The organism is Aurantimicrobium photophilum, assembly GCF_003194085.1.
In the GTDB taxonomy this organism is placed as follows: Bacteria; Actinomycetota; Actinomycetes; order Actinomycetales; family Microbacteriaceae; genus Aurantimicrobium; species Aurantimicrobium photophilum.
In genome coordinates, this window is record NZ_CP023994.1 from 995,891 (window position 1) to 1,014,840 (window position 18,950).

Consider the following 18,950-nt stretch of genomic DNA (forward strand, 5'->3'; position numbering starts at 1 on the left):
ACTCAGTGGACGCGAACATCAGGCCACACAACCCAGCCTTACAACGGGTTATGTGTAGTGATTATCAAATTATTGGCTTATTAGTACCGGTCAGCTCCATGGGTCTTTAGTCCCCACTTCCACATCCGGCCTATCAACGCAGTAGTCTAGCTGCGAGCCTCTCCCCCGAAGGGATGGAAATCTCATCTTGAGGCCGGCTTCCCGCTTAGATGCTTTCAGCGGTTATCCATTCCCAACGTAGCTAATCAGCGGTGCTCCTGGCGGAACAACTGACACACCAGAGGTTGGTCCGTCCCGGTCCTCTCGTACTAAGGACAGATCCTCTCAAATTTCCTGCGCGCGCAGAGGATAGGGACCGAACTGTCTCACGACGTTCTAAACCCAGCTCGCGTACCGCTTTAATGGGCGAACAGCCCAACCCTTGGGACCTACTCCAGCCCCAGGATGCGACGAGCCGACATCGAGGTGCCAAACCATGCCGTCGATATGGACTCTTGGGCAAGATCAGCCTGTTATCCCCGAGGTACCTTTTATCCGTTGAGCGACAGCGCTTCCACAAGCCACTGCCGGATCACTAGTCCCGACTTTCGTCCCTGCTCGACTTGTCAGTCTCACAGTCAAGCTCCCTTGTGCACTTACACTCGACACCTGATTGCCAACCAGGTTGAGGGAACCTTTGGGCGCCTCCGTTACTTTTTGGGAGGCAACCGCCCCAGTTAAACTACCCATCAGGCACTGTCCCAGAACCGGATTACGGTTCATGGTTAGATGTCCAGAGTGACCAGAGTGGTATTTCAACAATGACTCCACCGACACTAGCGTGCCAGCTTCAAAGTCTCCCACCTATCCTACACAAGTCACACCGAACACCAATACCAAACTATAGTAAAGGTCACGGGGTCTTTCCGTCCTTCTGCGCGTAACGAGCATCTTTACTCGTAGTGCAATTTCGCCGAGTTCGCGGTTGAGACAGCTGGGAAGTCGTTACGCCATTCGTGCAGGTCGGAACTTACCCGACAAGGAATTTCGCTACCTTAGGATGGTTATAGTTACCACCGCCGTTTACTGGGGCTTAAATTCGCAGCTTCGCTTACGCTAACCGCTCCTCTTAACCTTCCAGCACCGGGCAGGCGTCAGTCCGTATACATCGTCTTGCGACTTGGCACGGACCTGTGTTTTTAGTAAACAGTCGCTTCCCACTGGTCTCTGCGGCCTTCAAACGCTTCAGGAGTAAATCCCTACACGCCTCAGGCCCCCCTTCTCCCGAAGTTACGGGGGCATTTTGCCGAGTTCCTTAACCACGATTCTCTCGATCTCCTTAGTATTCTCTACCTGACCACCTGAGTCGGTTTGGGGTACGGGTGACTGGAACCTCGCGTCGATGCTTTTCTTGGCAGCATAGGATCATCAATTTCGCTCGTGAGAGCTACCCATCGGTTCTCAGGCTTAATGAGAGACGGATTTGCCTATCTCTCGCCCTACGGCCTTAGACCGGGACAACCATCGCCCGGCTTGACTACCTTCCTGCGTCACACCTGTTAATACGCTAACCGCACCAGCATAGGGTCGTGTGCTAGGCCCGCCCGTCGTTGACCGAAGTCTCAGATCAGGGGGATTCAGACACTTAGCATTACTGGATTAGTTTGGGCGGTTCTTCGTCAGTACGGGAATATCAACCCGTTGTCCATCGACTACGCCTGTCGGCCTCGCCTTAGGTCCCGACTTACCCAGGGAAGATTAGCTTGACCCTGGAACCCTTGGTCTTCCGGAGGGGGAGTTTCTCACTCCCCTTTCGCTACTCATGCCTGCATTCTCACTCGTGTGGCCTCCACGGCTGGTTTACACCGCCGCTTCGCTGGCCACACGACGCTCTCCTACCCATCAATATGGCTGGACCACGAAGGCCTACCAAAATATATCAATGCCACAACTTCGGTGGCGTGCTTGAGCCCCGTTACATTGTCGGCGCGGAATCACTTGACCAGTGAGCTATTACGCACTCTTTCAAGGGTGGCTGCTTCTAAGCCAACCTCCTGGTTGTCACTGCAACTCCACATCCTTTTCCACTTAGCACGCGCTTTGGGACCTTAGTTGGTGGTCTGGGTTGTTTCCCTCTCGACAATGAAGCTTATCCCCCACTGTCTCACTGCTGCGCTCTCACTTACCGGCATTCGGAGTTTGGCTGACGTCAGTAACCCGGTGGGGCCCATCGGCCATCCAGTAGCTCTACCTCCGGCAAGAAACACGCAACGCTGCACCTAAATGCATTTCGGAGAGAACCAGCTATCACGAAGTTTGATTGGCCTTTCACCCCTATCCACAGCTCATCCCCTCAGTTTTCAACCTAAGTGGGTTCGGTCCTCCACGACGTCTTACCGTCGCTTCAACCTGGCCATGGATAGATCACTTCGCTTCGGGTCTAGAACATGCGACTATAACGCCCTATTAAGACTCGCTTTCGCTACGGCTTCCCCTCGCGGGTTAACCTCGCCACATATCACTAACTCGCAGGCTCATTCTTCAAAAGGCACGCTGTCACACCTACAAGGGTGCTCCAACGGTTTGTAAGCAAACGGTTTCAGGTACTATTTCACTCCCCTCCCGGGGTACTTTTCACCTTTCCCTCACGGTACTTGTCCGCTATCGGTCATCTGGGAGTATTTAGGCTTATCAGGTGGTCCTGACAGATTCACACGGGATTTCTCGGGCCCCGTGCTACTTGGGATACTTCTCGCGCCATTGCTGCATTTCGACTACGGGGTTGGCACCCTCTATGACTGGCCTTTCAAGACCATTCGTCTATACAACGTTGTAACGCTCACTGCTCGGTAGAACAGAATGAAAAGTCCCGCAACCCCGACCATGCAACTCCTACCGGATATCACACATGATCGGTTTAGCCTCTTCCGCGTTCGCTCGCCACTACTTACGGAATCACTTTTGTTTTCTCTTCCTGTGGGTACTGAGATGTTTCACTTCCCCACGTTCCCTCTACCCGCCCTATATATTCAGGCGGGAGTCACTGGGTCACCTTGCGGGCCCAGCGGGGTTTCCCCATTCGGACATCCTCGGATCAAAGCTCGTTTATCAGCTCCCCGAGGCTTATCGCAGATTACTACGTCCTTCTTCGGCTCCAGATGCCAAGGCATCCACCGTTTGCTCTTAGAAATTTGAAATCACATGAGTTTGAATCGATTTTTCGTTTAGAAAAATTGACCAATGATCTATCGGAACGTAAATAAATTTACGCTCAATATGATCTTTGTGATACAGACAATAAAGTCTGTATCTAAGATGCTCGCGTCCACTGTGTAGTTCTCAAAGTACGGGCGGTACCCCTCCTTCGTTACGAGTGATGTAACAAAAGAAAGGTCCAGAGGTTCGTTTCACCAAGTAAAACCTGGTGTCCCGGTCCCTCAGGACCCAACAGCGTGCATATTCAGACACTCCTGGAGCGCTGCGTTCCAAATCCGAAGATCGTACTAACTGCGAACCGATTGGTTCTGAATCAATGTCAATGTTCCACCCATGAGCTAACCTCGCCAGAACATTCGTCTGGCTAGAGGCTCTGGAAGACCGAAGTCTCCAAATGCTCCTTAGAAAGGAGGTGATCCAGCCGCACCTTCCGGTACGGCTACCTTGTTACGACTTAGTCCTAATCACCGATCCCACCTTCGACAGCTCCTTCCTTGCGGTTAGGCCACTGGCTTCGGGTGTTACCGACTTTCATGACTTGACGGGCGGTGTGTACAAGGCCCGGGAACGTATTCACCGCAGCGTTGCTGATCTGCGATTACTAGCGACTCCGACTTCATGAGGTCGAGTTGCAGACCTCAATCCGAACTGAGACCGACTTTTTGGGATTCGCTCCACCTTGCGGTATTGCAGCCCTCTGTATCGGCCATTGTAGCATGCGTGAAGCCCAAGACATAAGGGGCATGATGATTTGACGTCATCCCCACCTTCCTCCGAGTTGACCCCGGCAGTCTCCCATGAGTTCCCACCATTACGTGCTGGCAACATAGGACGAGGGTTGCGCTCGTTGCGGGACTTAACCCAACATCTCACGACACGAGCTGACGACAACCATGCACCACCTGTATACCGACCTTGCGGGGAGCGTATTTCTACGCTTTTCCGGTATATGTCAAGCCTTGGTAAGGTTCTTCGCGTTGCATCGAATTAATCCGCATGCTCCGCCGCTTGTGCGGGCCCCCGTCAATTCCTTTGAGTTTTAGCCTTGCGGCCGTACTCCCCAGGCGGGGAACTTAATGCGTTAGCTGCGACACAGAATCCGTGGAATGGACCCTACATCTAGTTCCCAACGTTTACGGCGTGGACTACCAGGGTATCTAATCCTGTTCGCTCCCCACGCTTTCGCTCCTCAGCGTCAGTAATGGCCCAGAGATCTGCCTTCGCCATCGGTGTTCTTCCTGATATCTGCGCATTCCACCGCTACACCAGGAGTTCCAATCTCCCCTACCACACTCTAGTTTGCCCGTACCCACTGCAGGCCCGAGGTTGAGCCTCGGGATTTCACAGCAGACGCGACAAACCGCCTACGAGCTCTTTACGCCCAATAATTCCGGACAACGCTTGCACCCTACGTATTACCGCGGCTGCTGGCACGTAGTTAGCCGGTGCTTTTTCTGCAGGTACCGTCACTTTCGCTTCTTCCCTACTAAAAGAGGTTTACAACCCGAAGGCCGTCATCCCTCACGCGGCGTTGCTGCATCAGGCTTGCGCCCATTGTGCAATATTCCCCACTGCTGCCTCCCGTAGGAGTCTGGGCCGTGTCTCAGTCCCAGTGTGGCCGGTCACCCTCTCAGGCCGGCTACCCGTCGTCGCCTTGGTGAGCCGTTACCTCACCAACTAGCTGATAGGCCGCGAGTCCATCCTTGACCGAAATTCTTTCCACCCCCTGGCGATGCCGCCGAGGGTCGTATCCGGTATTAGCTACCATTTCTAGCAGTTATCCCAGAGTCAAGGGCAGGTTACTCACGTGTTACTCACCCGTTCGCCACTAATCCGCCGGAGCAAGCTCCGGGTTCATCGTTCGACTTGCATGTGTTAAGCACGCCGCCAGCGTTCGTCCTGAGCCAGGATCAAACTCTCCGTAAAAGTTGATAGCCACCTAACCGAAGTCTGGTGGCAAATCTATTTATGTGACATTCCCCGGAATAAGGGCGAAAGTCACGAGTTTGAAACTGACAGAACAAATCATTACTGACTTGCTTTGTTGTTTTAATTTTTATCCAAAGGAATCCGTACATCTACAAAAAGTAGATGCCGGGTTTTGGCATTTGACATTGTGCACGCTGTTGAGTTCTCAAGGATCGGGCGCTCCTACTCCAATTCCTTTCGGAACCGGTTTAGGGCAACTGTCCTAACTTACCATCAAAAGCGATCTTGTCAAACTCATCACCGGAGAGTCGTAGACTCCCTGGCTGCCGTTCGCAACATCGCGATACATGATGGATTTTCATCCGGTTAGCTTCCAAGTGTGCGCCTAGGCGTTTTCTCAAAGAAGCTGAGATGGTCCCGCTTGAGGTCTGACGCTCTGAGGCAATCAGCACCTTTGGGGTGACAAGTGACTACATTACGGGTTTATTACGACCCGAGCAAATCACTACCGCATCCCGGGCGTGTCGCCCTGCTTGGCCCGTATAACGCAGTGGTTTTACTCGACGAATACGCCCGCCAGAGTCTTCTTTCCGCGACGCAACACAGCCATTCCACTGGGAAGTACATACTTTTCCAGTGTTTCGTCTTCAGCAGTGATCTTCACGTTGTTGAGATAGACGCCACCTTCAGCAATTGAACGGCGTGCAGCACCCAGGCTCTGCGATAGTTCAGTATCAACTAACAGCTGAGCAACAGGGGTATTTGCCGGCGTCGTGGTGTGAGGAAGCTCGCGTAAGGCAGCTTCGAGAGTAGCGGCATCGAGTTCGGCCAACTCCCCCTGCCCAAACAGTGCAGCTGCAGCCGCAATAGCGGCCTCAGTAGCAGCCTCACCGTGTACAAGTGAAGTTACTTCCAGAGCCAGGCGGCGCTGAGCAGCACGCTTGAATGGTTCTTCGGCGACCTGCTGTGCCAATTCTTCGATTTCTGCACGAGTGAGGAAGGTAAAGACCTTGATGCGATCAATCACATCTGCATCGTCGGTGTTGAGCCAGAACTGGTAGAACGCATAAGGGCTGGTCATAGAGGCATCGAGCCAGACGGCGTTGCCCTCACTCTTACCGAACTTGGTGCCATCACTATTGGTAATCAATGGTGTACCAATGGCATGAACACTCTTACCTTCGGCACGGTGAATCAGATCAGTACCGCTGGTGAGGTTACCCCACTGGTCACTACCGCCGGTCTGCAAGACACAGTCATAGTTGCGGTAGAGCTCCAGGAAGTCCATACCCTGAAGAATCTGGTAGCTGAACTCGGTGTAACTAATACCTGCTTCTGAATTCAGTCGCGCAGAAACAGCGTCCTTCTTGAGCATGGTGCCCACGCGGTAGTACTTTCCCACGTCGCGTAGGAAGTCAATCGCTGACATGGGGGCAGTCCAGTCCAGGTTGTTCACCATACGAGCAGCGTTGACGCCCTCAAAGCTGAGGAACTTAGAAATCTGTGAACTGAGGTAGCCAACCCACTCATTCACCGTGTCTTTGGTGTTGAGGGTGCGCTCAGCGGTGGGACGTGGATCTCCCACAAGTCCGGTGGAACCACCGACAAGCCCCAAGGGCTTGTGACCGGCGAGCTGGATACGTCGTAGCAACAGCAGCTGCACGAGGTTACCCAAGTGCAACGATGGTGCTGTGGGGTCAAAACCGCAGTAATACGTGATGGGTGGGCCCTGGAAGAGCTTCTTGAGCTCATCAGCATCGGTGGAGACATGAATCAGACCGCGCCAGACCAACTCATCCCAGAGGGTGTCGAAGCTGGAATCATTTGCTTGTGTTTCGAGTGACACTTAGAGCCCTAACGCCTTATTGAGATCTTTCACACGCTCAGTCAATGAGCTCAACTGATTCGTAACCTGTGCAGGGGCAGTTCCACCAGCACCATTACGAGAATTAACCGAACCCTCAATAGTGAGCACAGAACGAACCACAGGAGTGAGGTGTTCACTCACGCTCAAGTAATCAGCATCGGAAGGTTCGTGCAGTTCAATGCCACGGGTTTCGCAGAACTGAACCAGTTCACCGGAGATTTCGTGAGCGTCACGGAATGCAACACCCTGCTTGACCAACCACTCGGCAACGTCGGTGGCCAGCGAGAAACCCTGGGGGGAAAGCTCTGCCATGCGTGCAGTGTTGAAGGTCAGTGTGGCAACCATGCCGGTAAACGCTGGAAGAAGAACTTCGAGCGTTTGCACGGAGTCAAAGACAGGCTCTTTGTCTTCCTGCAGGTCGCGGTTATATGCCAGAGGCAAACCCTTGAGCGTGGCCAGCAAGCCCGTGAGGTTCCCAATAAGGCGACCAGACTTTCCACGAGCAAGCTCGGCAATGTCTGGGTTCTTCTTCTGGGGCATGATGGAAGACCCTGTGGAGTAGCCATCGTGCAGCTTGACGAAGTCGAACTCACGCGTATTCCAAATGATGATCTCTTCAGAGAAGCGCGAGAGGTTGATACCAATCAACGAGGTGATGAACGCAAACTCGGCTACTACGTCTCGACTAGCGGTGGCATCAATGGAGTTCTCGGTGGGACCAGAAAGTCCTAGTTCTGCAGCTACTAGCTGAGGATCAAGCCCCAGCGAACCACCAGCAAGCGCACCAGAACCGTAGGGAGACTTCGATGCACGCGCACTCCAGTCAGCAAGACGCTCGAGGTCGCGCACCAACGGCCACGCGTGAGCAAGGAGTTGGTGCGCGAGAAGCACGGGCTGAGCGTGCTGCAGATGAGTACGTCCAGGCATGATTGCCGCAGGATGCGCAGCAGCCTGCCCTGCAATCGCGTCAATGAGTTGAGTAACCTCGTGCGCAATGATCCGTCCGTGGTCAAGCAAATACATGCGCACCAGTGTCGCAATCTGGTCATTGCGGCTGCGGCCAGCACGAAGCTTGCCACCGACCTCAACACCAGCAATATCAATGAGGCCACGTTCTAATGCAGAGTGAACATCTTCATCACTCTCGAGGGCCACAAACTCTCCCGACGCCACAGCAGCACGAAGCTTCTCCAGAGAGTCAGTCATTACTTTCAGTTCATTTGTGGTGAGGTAGCCCGCTGCATGGAGAGCCTTGGCGTGTGCCTGAGAACCCGTGATGTCGTAGTCGGCCAGCGCCCAGTCAAAGTGAGTGGACTTGCTCAGTTTCTGCAGTTCAGGAGACGGTCCCGAGGCAAAACGACCGCCCCACAGCGCTCCGGCTTCACCAGCACGGTTGGCAGCGTTGTTCGAGGTAGTCATGATTCAATCCTAGGGTTGTCGTGAATTACTTGTGGCGAAGCAACCAGGTCAGCAGTGCTTTCTGGGCGTGCAGGCGGTTCTCCGCCTCGTCCCAGATGACGCTCTGGGTGCCATCAATGACATCAGCGGATACTTCGTAGCCACGGTAAGCAGGCAGGCAGTGCAGGAAGATGGCAGCGGCATCAGCCTTGGCCATCAGTGCAGCATCAACTTGGTAAGCGCCGAAGTCCTTGACGCGCTGAGCTTTCTGGTCTTCTTGCCCCATCGACACCCAGGTGTCGGTCACCACAACATCAGCACCATCAACAGCGAGGGCTGCGTCTTCAGTCACAGCAACAGAACCACCGGTTTCCACGGCAATTTCATCGGCGTCACGAACAATGGCAGGATCTGGCTGGTAACCAGCAGGAGCTGCAATGCGCACATGCATTCCCGCAACAGCACAGGCCAACAGATAGGAGTGTGCCATGTTGCTGCTGCCATCACCGACAAAAGCTACTTTCAATCCCTTGAGGTCACCCTTGTGCTCACGAATGGTCAGTAAGTCTGCCAGGAGCTGGCAGGGGTGCAATTCATCACTCAGTGCATTCACTACGGGAACAGTGGTGCCAGAAGCCATTTCTTCCAAGCCAGCCTGAGAGAAGGTGCGCCAGACAATGGCAGCAACCATGCGCTCCAGCACACGTGCGGTGTCTGAAACTGACTCTTTCGCACCGAGCTGACTGGAGCCGGAGTCCATGATCAGAGGAACACCACCCAAGTCAGCAATTCCCACTGCGAACGACACTCGTGTGCGAGTAGAGGTCTTGTCGAAGATGACGGCGACGGTCTGTGGACCGGCCAGTGGCTTCTCGCTATAGGGCTGAGCCTTAAGCGCGGCAGCCAGATCGAGTATCTCGCTCTGTTCTGCCTGGGTGATGTCATCATCACGAAGGAAATGCTTTGTCATCAGGCCACTACTTCCGTTCCAGAACCGGTCTGGGTAAAAATTTCGAGCAAAATCGAGTGCGGGTTACGGCCATCAATGATGGCAGCCTTGGGCACTCCCCCATCAACGGCTTCTAAACACGCAGCCATCTTCGGGATCATGCCTGACTCCAGCGAAGGCAGGAGGGCACGAAGTTCATCTGCGCCAATCTCGGAAACAAGAGAATCCATGTTGGGCCAGTCGCTGTAGAGACCTGCAACATCGGTGAGGATCACAAGCTTGGCTGCACCAAGTGCAACCGCAAGTGACGCAGCAGCTGCATCAGCGTTTACATTCAATGACTGACCAGGAGTGTCCTTATCTGGCGCAATCGAGGACACAACGGGAATGCGTCCAGCATCAATGAGCGCGTGAACCGCTTCGGGGTCTACGGCAACAACGTCACCGACGAGGCCTAAATCCACGAGCTCGCCGTCAATCTCAACGCCACGACGCTCACCTACAAACAGACCAGCATCTTCACCAGAAATCGAAGCTGCCAACGGACCGTGTTCGTTCATGTGACCAACCAGGTCACGTGAAACTTGCCCGGTGAGCACCATACGAACCACGTCCATGGCTTCAGGGCTGGTCACGCGGTAGCCACCGCGGAATTCACTTTCAATACCCAAACGTTCCAGCATCTTGGTGATCTGAGGCCCGCCACCGTGCACAACGACAGGCTTGATGCCGACGGTGCGCAGATACACCATGTCTTCGGCAAAGGCACGAGTGAGTTCTTCACTCACCATGGCGTTGCCACCAAACTTGACCACAATTATCTGGTCATTGAACTTTTTGAGCCACGGCAGTGACTCAATCAGCGTCGCAGCTTTGATAGTTGCTGCTGCGTCTTCTTCACGCATTTGGGTCATGAGAAATCCTTGAATTCTAGCTCGCGTACGCGCTGTTTTCGTGCACGTAGTCGTGGGTCAAATCATTGGTCCAGATTGTTGCAGTTTCAGTTCCGCTGTGGAGTTCAATCTGGATATCCACTTCGCGCGGGGTGAGATCAACCAGTTCACGAGACTGATCAGGCTCCCCTGCGGTGCAGACGGCAACACCGTTGAAGCTCACATCAATGTTGTAAGGGTCAAAGACAGCAGAGCTGGTTCCTACCGCTGCCAACACACGACCCCAGTTGGGGTCGTTGCCGAAGATGGCGGCCTTGAACAGGTTCGAGCGGCTCACTGTTCGTGCCACATCCACTGCATCATCTTCTGATGCAGCACCGGTGACAGTGATGTGAATGTTGTGGCTCGCACCTTCAGCGTCCTTCTGGAGCTGAATAGCGAGATCACGACACAGCTCTGTCAGACGTGCTGTGAACTCTGCCAATTCTGGTTCAACGCCAGAGGCACCTGAAGCCATCAGGGTGACCTGATCATTGGTAGACATACAGCCGTCTGAATCCAAGCGGTCAAAAGTCACACGAGTGGCTGCGCGCAGCGCAGTATCCAGCTGTTCACTGGTCAACACCGCATCCGTTGTGATGACAACGAGCATGGTTGCCAGTCCAGGAGCCAACATGCCAGCACCCTTAGCCATACCGCCGATGGTGTACCCAGCACCGGTAGAGGTCGACATCTTGGGAACAGAGTCGGTGGTCATGATGGCGTGAGCAGCATCGATACCGGCTTGTTCACTGGTGCCCGCGTCAGAAAGAACTTCCAAGCCCGAATCCCAGACACCGGTCTTGAGTTTGTCGAGGTCAAGTTGTTCACCAATCAGACCAGTGGAACACACGAGAACGTCACCTGCAGAAACTCCCAGACGCTCGGCTACCGCCTCAGCAGTGGCATGCGTGGTTTGGAATCCACGAGCACCGGTGTAACAGTTCGCACCACCCGAATTCAGCACGATAGCTTCCACCACAGGATCAGCCATAACTTGCTGACTCCAGAGAATGGGGTTGGCCTTGCATCGGTTCGAGGTAAACACTGCGGCTACTGACTTCAAAGGCCCCAGGTTTCGCACCATGGCGAAATCCTTCTTACCGGTGGACTTCAGTCCACACACAACACCTGCGGCACTAAAGCCAGCTGCAGCGGTCACACTCACGGTGCAACTCCATTCGTGGTTAGTCCAGTAGTTTCTGGGATCCCAAGAGCAATGTTGGCGGACTGAATAGCCGCACCGGCAGTGCCCTTGGTCAAGTTATCGAGGGCGCTGATGACAACAACGCGACCGGCGTTCTCATCCAGTGCAAGGCCAATCAGGCAGGTGTTTGCACCCACGGTGTCTGCGGTGCGCGGGAACTGACCGAGAGGGAGAACCTGAACAAAAGGTTCGTTTGCATAGGCAGCACTCCACGCAGCGTGCAATTTCTCTAGCGTCACACCAGGCTTGATGCGCGCCGTGGTGGTGGCCAGAATGCCACGAGACATGGGCACCAGCACGGGAGTCATGGAGACAGACACCTCGGCAGCACCAGCTTTACGCAGGTTTTGTGCAATCTCAGGAGTGTGGCGGTGAACGCCACCAACGGCATATGCCGAGGCAGAGCCCATGATTTCACTAGCCAGCAGATCAACCTTGAGGCTCTTTCCTGCTCCAGAAGGGCCAACTGACAACACAGAAACAATATCTACCGCGTCAATGAGATCTGCCTGAACACCAGGAGCAATTGCTAACGAAATCGCAGAAGCGTTACAGCCAGGAGCTGCGATGCGCTTCGTTCCAGCAAGAAATTCACGCTGGGAACCAGTGGAGAGGGGAAGTTCAGGGATGCCGTAGGTCCAGGCAGAGTTGAACTCGCCGCCGTAGAACGCATCCCAGTCTTCTTTGTCTTCAAGACGGTGGTCAGCACCGCAGTCAATAACGAGCGTGTCTGCACTCAGTTGTGCGGCGAGCGCGCCGGAAGAACCGTGTGGTAACGCCAAAAAGACAACATCGTGTCCCGAAAGAATCTCGGCAGTGGTGTCCTGCAGAACGAGATCGCCGTAGCTACGCAGATGTGGCTGCACATCAATGAGACGTTGGCCAGCATTGGAGTGGGCGGTAACCGTCCGCACCTCAAGCTCGGGGTGACCTGCGAGCAGGCGAAGCACCTCACCACCGGCATAACCGCTGGCTCCAGCAATGGCAACCGAGTATGTCATTAGATAACTCTATCTAAACCTTCAACCAGTTATTGAACTTTGGCAGGGCGGGAGAGCGTGTCCACAGTTACTGGCTAAGTTCTTCCGCAATGACAGGAACTCCACCATTCCAGGCCCACGCAATGGTGTGACGGAGTGCTTCAAGATTGAGCGACGCAAAACGACCCAGGTATAGGCACCATTTGCCTGTTTTATAGGGGCCAATTTCTGTGAGTTGTGATTCAAATCCCGGGTAATACACGCCATACACAGACATGGAAGCCTTTCTCGGAGAGAAAGATAACACCGGCATATCTCCCTCATGGCCTGAGGCATATCGGTAATGAAATGACCCAAATCCAATGATGTTGGTTCCCCACATCACAGGCTCAACACCAGAAGCGTCACGCATCAAGCCAAGCAACACTTCTGCATCCTCGCGGCGCCCGAGTGGTTCAACCTGTGCGAGGAATTCTGTTACCGACGCCGACGTGGGAACTGTCTTCGTTTCAGCCATACGAAGCACTATTCGCGAATTGTTGCACCAAAGCGTGAAGCGGCGAGCGCAACACCCACTTCTTTGGAGGCAGTAGCTTCTGCAGCAGTCAAAGTGCGGTCATCAGCTCGGAATCGCAGTGCGAAGGTCAGCGAACGCTGTCCTTCGGGGATTCCAGTGCCCTGGTACACATCAACCAAGGTTGCTGTTTCCAGTAGCTCCCCTGCACCTTCCGCCACAGCAGCAAGAACATCTGCTGCAGGAATGGTTTCAGCAACAACAAGTGAGAGGTCCTGAGTTGCTGCAGGCATGGTCTTGACATCCACTGCCACGTGGGGAACACCAGCTGCGTCAGTGACGGCATCGAGGTTGAGTTCGAATGCAGCCACGGTGCGGGGAAGGTGTGCATCTTCTGCCACAGAAGGCAGAAGTTCTCCGGCATAACCGATCACAGCATCACCAAGAAGAAGTTCTGCGGTGCGACCTGGGTGGAATGCCTTGTGGCTTCCCTGACGAACAGAAATCTGAACACCAGCACCCAGAGCAATCTGCTGAACAGCAGCAAGTGCGTCCTGCCAGTCATACGCAATAGCCTTCTGGCCTACCTGCTTTGAGACGGCATCTCCAACAAACAGACCAGAGATGTAGCGAGGCTGGGGTGGAATACCTGCATAGAGCTTGGCTTCCACCTCAGGTGCGGGACGCACTCCCCCGGCAACAATGTCTTGACCGTAGTTCTTACCCTCTTCAGGAAGGAACACGAGTCCCGTTTCAAACAGGGCGAGGTCCGTCAAACCACGTGAGCGGTTACGCGCTGCGGTGCCAATCAGACCCGGTAGCAACGACGTACGCATCCAGCCCTGGGTTGCATCCAGTGCATTTGCCAGACGAACCTGAGGAACAAACGGCGCAGTAGCCGAACCAAAAAGGTTGTTGGTCTCTTCATCGAAGAAGGGGTAGCTCAACACCTCGGTGTGACCGGTCGCGGCCAGAGTGTTGGATACTCGACGACGCACGTCCTGGGCAACGGTGTAACCACGTCCGGGAGGTGCCACAGGAAGCACGGCAGGAATGAGGTGGTAACCGACAATACGGGCCACTTCTTCTGCCAGAGTCCACTTGTCGGTGAGATCCGGACGCCAGGTGGGCGGTGTCACAGTGAAACCTGTGCCTGCCTTGACCACAACACAGCCAATTTCAGTCAGCGAAGACTCAATCTGCGCGTCGGTGTATTCGAGACCAATCAGGTTGGTCACGAAACCGGCAGGAAGCTCAATGGCTGCAGGAGCAGAGAAGTGGTTGAAGTAGGAACCTTCATCCACGATCTCGCCACCGGCAAGCTCAACCAACAGCTGGGCAACGCGACCAGCTGCAACAGCTGCAACCTCAGGGTCAACACCGCGCTCGAAACGCTTGGAAGCTTCAGAGTGCAGCTTGTGGCGACGTGCTGAGCGAGCAATAGATACAGGATCAAAGTTGGCTGCCTCAACAAGAACGTTAGTGGTGCCATCACTGATTTCAGTGTTTGCTCCACCCATGACTCCAGCAAGTCCGATGGCCTTACCACCAGAGGTGATGAGCAGGTCTTCCACGTCCAGGGTGCGCTCTGCCTCATCGAGAGTGACGATCTTCTCACCCTTGGTGGCGCGACGAACAACAATGTCACCGGCAAGCTTGTCTAGGTCATATGCGTGGTTGGGCTGGCCCAACTCGATCATGACGTAGTTCGAAATGTCCACCGGTAGCGAGATGGAGCGGATACCAGCCAACTTCAGGCGTGAAACCATCCAGGCAGGGGTAGGTGCCGTGGCATCGATGCCGCGCACGATGCGGGTGGCAAAGACATTGCAGCCCACGCGACCACGAATAGGAGCCTGGTCGTCGACCGACACGGGGAATTCTTTGCCAAACTTCTTCACTTCGGTCACACCGTGGGAAGAAATGACCTCAGTGGCAGGATCACGGAATGCAGCACCGGTTGAGTGCGCGTATTCGCGTGCAACACCACGGATAGAGAAGGCATATCCGCGGTCAGGAGTGACATTGATTTCAACTGCAGATTCAGACAGACCCAAAAGCTCAAGAGCGTCCGTGCCAACTTCAGGATCAAGACCCATTTCAGCAAGGCGAATAATGCCGTCGTGCCCTTCGCCGAGGCCCAGCTCCTTGGCCGACGCCATCATGCCGTCAGAAACGTGGCCGTAGGTCTTACGTGCCGCAATTGGGAACGGACCAGGCAGAACAGCACCGGGAAGTGTGACAACTACCTTGTCTCCGACAAAGAAGTTTCCAGCACCACAGACGATGCCGTGAATGGCGTCGCCACCATCGTCAGCGACCTGACCATCTGGAGCAACACGAACCTGGCACCAACGAATAGTCTTGCCATTGTTTTGCTCTTCTGGAGTGAATTCGAGAACTTCACCGACCACGATGGGGCCAGAAATGTCTCCGCCGTGGATGTCTTCTTCTTCAAAACCAACCTTGACCAGGTCTGCTTGAACCTGCTCAGGAGTGATGTCAGTTGCGAGGTCGACGTATTCGCCGAGCCAACTCAGTGGGACGCGCATCAGACCACCATTCCAAACTGCTGGCTGAAGCGAACATCGCCTTCGACCATGTCGTGCATATCGCTGACGTCATTGCGGAACATGAGCGTGCGCTCAACACCCACACCGAAAGCGAAACCGGAATACACCTCAGGATCAATGCCTGCCGAACGCAGAACATTGGGGTTCACCATGCCACAGCCACCCCACTCGATCCAGCGAGCACCACCAGCGAAGGTGGGGTGCCACACATCGAGCTCAGCAGAGGGTTCCGTGAAGGGGAAGTAGTTGGGGCGCAGGCGAATCTTGGCACCTTCACCGAACATGATGCGAGCTGCGTGCTCGAGAGTTCCGCGCAGGTGAGCCATGGTCAGGCCCTTATCCACGGCAAGACCTTCGACCTGTGTGAAGACAGGGGTGTGGGTGGCATCTAGTTCATCGGTGCGATACACGCGACCAGGAGCCAGCACATAGATCGGAACTTCTCGCTCGAGCATCGAGCGCACCTGTACTGGTGAGGTGTGGGTGCGCAGAACAAGGTGAGAATCAACAGGCTCAACGAAGAAGGTGTCCTGCATCGCACGTGCAGGGTGGTCAGCATCGAAGTTGAGTGCGTCGAAGTTGAACCATTCTCCTTCGAGTTCTGGTCCTTCGGCAATTTCCCAACCCATGCCCACGAATGCATCACAGATGCTCTCCTGCAGAAGCATGAGTGGGTGACGTCCACCTGCACTCCAGCGTGAGGCAGCAGCGGTGACATCGACCTTCTCGGCAGCAAGCTGAGCAGTCTGCTCTTCACGCACGATGGCTTCTTCACGGGCAGCAAAAGCCTGGTTCACCTCGGCACGCGCCTGACCTACGAGCTTGCCGACGGCAGCCTTCTGGTCTCCAGGAACGTCCTTCATCAGGGCATTCAGCTGGGAGAGAGTCGAGGACTCCCCCACATGGGCAGTGCGGACAGCCTTCAGCGCGGCGGAATCGACGGCAGCAGCGATAGCTGCCAGGGCGTCGTTGACCGCAGCCGTGACGGCTGCTTCGGTTATTTCAGTAGGTGCAGACACAGTTCCCAAGTTTAGTTGTCAGGTAGGCGGTTCATTTTCACCCTCACCGAGAGTGCGGAGCTCACGCTAGACGAGCGTTGCTCCCAGGAAGTCACCAACCCAAGTCCGGACTGTTTTCAAACAGATAGGGCTGACAGCACCACGCACACCCAGGATGCGATCCCGAGAAATTGTTCGAATTTGTTCCGTCATGATCCACGAGTCAACAGTCAGGCCAGTGGGCCCGGTTGATTTCACATGATTTGGCCAACCACGATTCTTTTTCGTAAAGGGAACCACAATCGCCATCGTGTCCACGACAGACAAGTAATTCTCAGAAGACACAACAAGAACAGGCCTGCGTCCAGACTGCTCCCTTCCTTGCGTAGGAGAAAGGTCAGCCCAGACCACCATGCCGGGAAGCAGCTGATTACCAAGCTTCATCATTGAGCCCGTCAAAATCAGCACCAGAAATCGATGCACTTTCTGTGCGGTAGTCAGCCCAATCAGCGGGCGTCATCTTCGCAAGAGATTCACGCATGGAGTCCCAGCGCTGCTCGCGTGCATGCAAATCTTCGAGAAAGTTGAGATGTTCTTCAATAGTGAGGTTCTGCTTAGCCGCATTGGCTTTGATTCGATCACGCGTAGCTTTGGAGAGCTTGATCGTCGTAGGCGCAGATTCCCGAGTTCGGGAACTATCTGAAAGGACACTAGTCATACTCTAGGTATACCAGAAGTATGACAAAGAGTGACTAGTTTGAGACCTTATTGTGAGCGAACGCGCTCTCGTAGATGAGCACAGCAGCAGCTGTGGCCAAGTTCATGGATTCGGCGTCACCATAGATGGGCACGGTGATGGCCTTCTCTGCCAAAGCAAAGTGTTCGTCGCTCAAACCGCGAGCTTCGTTACCAAACAACCACGCAGTGGGAGCATCGAGGACACCGTTGGTGCGAGCAAGCACGAGATCTTCACCCTTGATGTCGGCAGCAAGTAATTGCAGGCCAGATTCACGAACGTAGGGAAGAACGTTCTCGAGCTCCACGTCCACCGTGATGGGCAAGTGGAACAGCGAACCAGTCGTGGAGCGTACAACCTTGGGGTTGTAGAGATCAACCGAGCGACCAGTCAAAATGACTGCATCCGCTCCGGCAGCATCTGCCACACGAATAATGGTGCCCAAGTTTCCGGGATCACGGACCTCTTCGAGGATGACAACTAGTTTGGGGTCTTCCGCGAAGATGTCTTTCAAAGCTGTGGGGAACTGGTGAACCACCGCAATGAATCCCTGCGGGGTGACCGTGTCTGCCATGGCGGCGAGGACTTCTTCGGAGACGAACTCGACATCTACCCCGGCATCGACAGCAGTTGCTGCGATGTCCTGGTAACGCTCAAGCGCAGTGGGCGTGGCATAGAGCTCCACAATCAACTGTGGGCGATATGCCAATGCCTCAGCGACGGCTTGCGGGCCTTCCAAGAGGAAGAGCCCGGTCTCGGACCGGGCTCCCCTCGTGGCTAGCTTCGCAACCGCCTTCACGCGAGGAGCGCGGGGGTTGTCGAGCATGATGTTCCTTAGGCCTTGACCTTGGGTGCAGAAGTATCTGCAGGAAGTGCCTTGCGTGCAGCTTCAACCAACTTGGTGAAGGTTGCAGGATCGGTTACAGCGATCTCAGCAAGCATGCGACGGTCAACCTGGATGTCAGCCAGAGCGAGGCCCTGAATGAAACGGTTGTAGGTCAGGCCGTTTGCACGGCTTGCTGCGTTGATGCGCTGGATCCAGAGGCGACGGAAGTCACCCTTGCGGGCACGACGGTCACGGTAGCTGTACACCAGCGAGTGAATGACCTGCTCTTTTGCCTTGCGGTACAGGCGCGAACGCTGACCGCGGTAACCGGAGGCGCGCTCGAGGATGACGCGACGCTTCTTGTGAGCGTTAACGGCTCTTTTTACTCTTGCCATTTTCTTATCCTTTTAGTTTTCGCTCAGCCGGATTACAGACCGAGAAGCTTCTTGATGACCTTGGAGTCAGCTGGAGACAGGATCTGGTCCTGGTTCAGGCTGCGCTTGCGCTTGCCCGACTTGACTTCGAGGTTGTGACGCATGCCGGCCTGCTGCTTCTTGAGCTTGCCGGTACCGGTCACCTTGAAGCGCTTCTTGGACCCGGAGTGGGTCTTCATCTTTGGCATTGGATCTCCTTGGGGTTTCACATTCCCTGGTGAGGGAAGGCGGGGCTTTTAGTCGTCGAGCTCGTCTGAGACCGACTTGGTGGACTTCTTGGGTGCAGCTGCCTTCGCAGCTGTGGTCTTAGGTGCAGCCTTAGCTGGCTTTTCGGCAATGACTTCAGCTTCAACAACCTGAACGGCATTTGCCTTGTCATCTTCAACAGCAAGAACGGATTCGCCAGAGTTGG

Annotated in this window: 14 protein-coding genes and 2 rRNA genes; all 16 read right to left on the reverse strand. The window is 54.7% G+C overall.

Annotated features, from left to right (window positions below):
* Positions 1-60: 60 nt before the first annotated feature.
* Positions 61-3,176 (reverse strand): 23S ribosomal RNA (locus AURMO_RS04935).
* Between the two features lie 424 nt (positions 3,177-3,600).
* A 16S ribosomal RNA gene (locus tag AURMO_RS04940) occupies positions 3,601-5,121 on the reverse strand.
* The 16S and 23S rRNA genes sit together here, the layout of an rRNA operon.
* Before the next feature lie 559 nt (positions 5,122-5,680).
* Entirely contained in the window at positions 5,681-6,970 is a 1,290-nt protein-coding gene (tyrS, locus tag AURMO_RS04945; RefSeq protein ID WP_110233605.1) for a tyrosine--tRNA ligase, read from the reverse strand.
* Positions 6,971-8,410 (reverse strand): argininosuccinate lyase, encoded by a 1,440-nt coding sequence (gene argH / locus AURMO_RS04950; protein WP_110233608.1) that lies wholly within the window; start codon positions 8,408-8,410, stop codon positions 6,971-6,973.
* A gap of 25 nt (positions 8,411-8,435) precedes the next feature.
* Complete coding sequence (gene argF / locus AURMO_RS04955; RefSeq protein ID WP_110233611.1) at positions 8,436-9,359, reverse strand: ornithine carbamoyltransferase; 924 nt, start codon at positions 9,357-9,359, stop codon at positions 8,436-8,438.
* A complete protein-coding gene (gene argB / locus AURMO_RS04960) occupies positions 9,359-10,252 on the reverse strand; it encodes an acetylglutamate kinase (RefSeq protein ID WP_110233613.1) in 894 nt (297 codons plus the stop codon). Before argB ends, argF begins: the two co-directional genes overlap by 1 nt.
* 16 nt (positions 10,253-10,268) lie before the next feature.
* On the reverse strand, positions 10,269-11,438 hold the full coding sequence (gene argJ / locus AURMO_RS04965; RefSeq protein ID WP_110233616.1) for a bifunctional glutamate N-acetyltransferase/amino-acid acetyltransferase ArgJ: 1,170 nt from the start codon (positions 11,436-11,438) through the stop codon (positions 10,269-10,271).
* On the reverse strand, positions 11,435-12,478 hold the full coding sequence (argC, locus tag AURMO_RS04970) for an N-acetyl-gamma-glutamyl-phosphate reductase (protein WP_110233618.1): 1,044 nt from the start codon (positions 12,476-12,478) through the stop codon (positions 11,435-11,437). Before argC ends, argJ begins: the two co-directional genes overlap by 4 nt.
* A 67-nt stretch (positions 12,479-12,545) precedes the next feature.
* The gene (locus tag AURMO_RS04975) at positions 12,546-12,974 is read right to left on the reverse strand and encodes a DUF1801 domain-containing protein (RefSeq protein WP_162532670.1); all 429 of its coding nucleotides are present in this window, start codon (positions 12,972-12,974) and stop codon (positions 12,546-12,548) included.
* Between the two features lie 8 nt (positions 12,975-12,982).
* Positions 12,983-15,523, reverse strand: a complete 2,541-nt coding sequence (gene pheT / locus AURMO_RS04980; protein WP_110233623.1) for a phenylalanine--tRNA ligase subunit beta — start codon at positions 15,521-15,523, stop codon at positions 12,983-12,985.
* Positions 15,523-16,563, reverse strand: a complete 1,041-nt coding sequence (pheS, locus tag AURMO_RS04985) for a phenylalanine--tRNA ligase subunit alpha (protein ID WP_110233625.1) — start codon at positions 16,561-16,563, stop codon at positions 15,523-15,525. The genes pheT and pheS overlap by 1 nt, the downstream gene beginning before the upstream one ends.
* 66 nt (positions 16,564-16,629) lie before the next feature.
* On the reverse strand, positions 16,630-16,989 hold the full coding sequence (locus AURMO_RS04990) for a type II toxin-antitoxin system PemK/MazF family toxin (RefSeq protein WP_239406795.1): 360 nt from the start codon (positions 16,987-16,989) through the stop codon (positions 16,630-16,632).
* A complete protein-coding gene (locus tag AURMO_RS04995) occupies positions 16,973-17,260 on the reverse strand; it encodes a hypothetical protein (protein WP_110233628.1) in 288 nt (95 codons plus the stop codon). The genes AURMO_RS04990 and AURMO_RS04995 overlap by 17 nt, the downstream gene beginning before the upstream one ends.
* A gap of 34 nt (positions 17,261-17,294) precedes the next feature.
* Complete coding sequence (locus AURMO_RS05000) at positions 17,295-18,104, reverse strand: TrmH family RNA methyltransferase (RefSeq protein WP_110233630.1); 810 nt, start codon at positions 18,102-18,104, stop codon at positions 17,295-17,297.
* Between the two features lie 8 nt (positions 18,105-18,112).
* Positions 18,113-18,499: a 50S ribosomal protein L20 gene (rplT, locus tag AURMO_RS05005; RefSeq protein WP_110233632.1), complete on the reverse strand. Its 387-nt coding sequence runs from the start codon at positions 18,497-18,499 to the stop codon at positions 18,113-18,115.
* Positions 18,500-18,531: 32 nt separating this feature from the next.
* Positions 18,532-18,726: a 50S ribosomal protein L35 gene (gene rpmI, locus AURMO_RS05010; RefSeq protein WP_110233635.1), complete on the reverse strand. Its 195-nt coding sequence runs from the start codon at positions 18,724-18,726 to the stop codon at positions 18,532-18,534.
* Between the last annotated feature and the right edge of the window lie 224 nt (positions 18,727-18,950).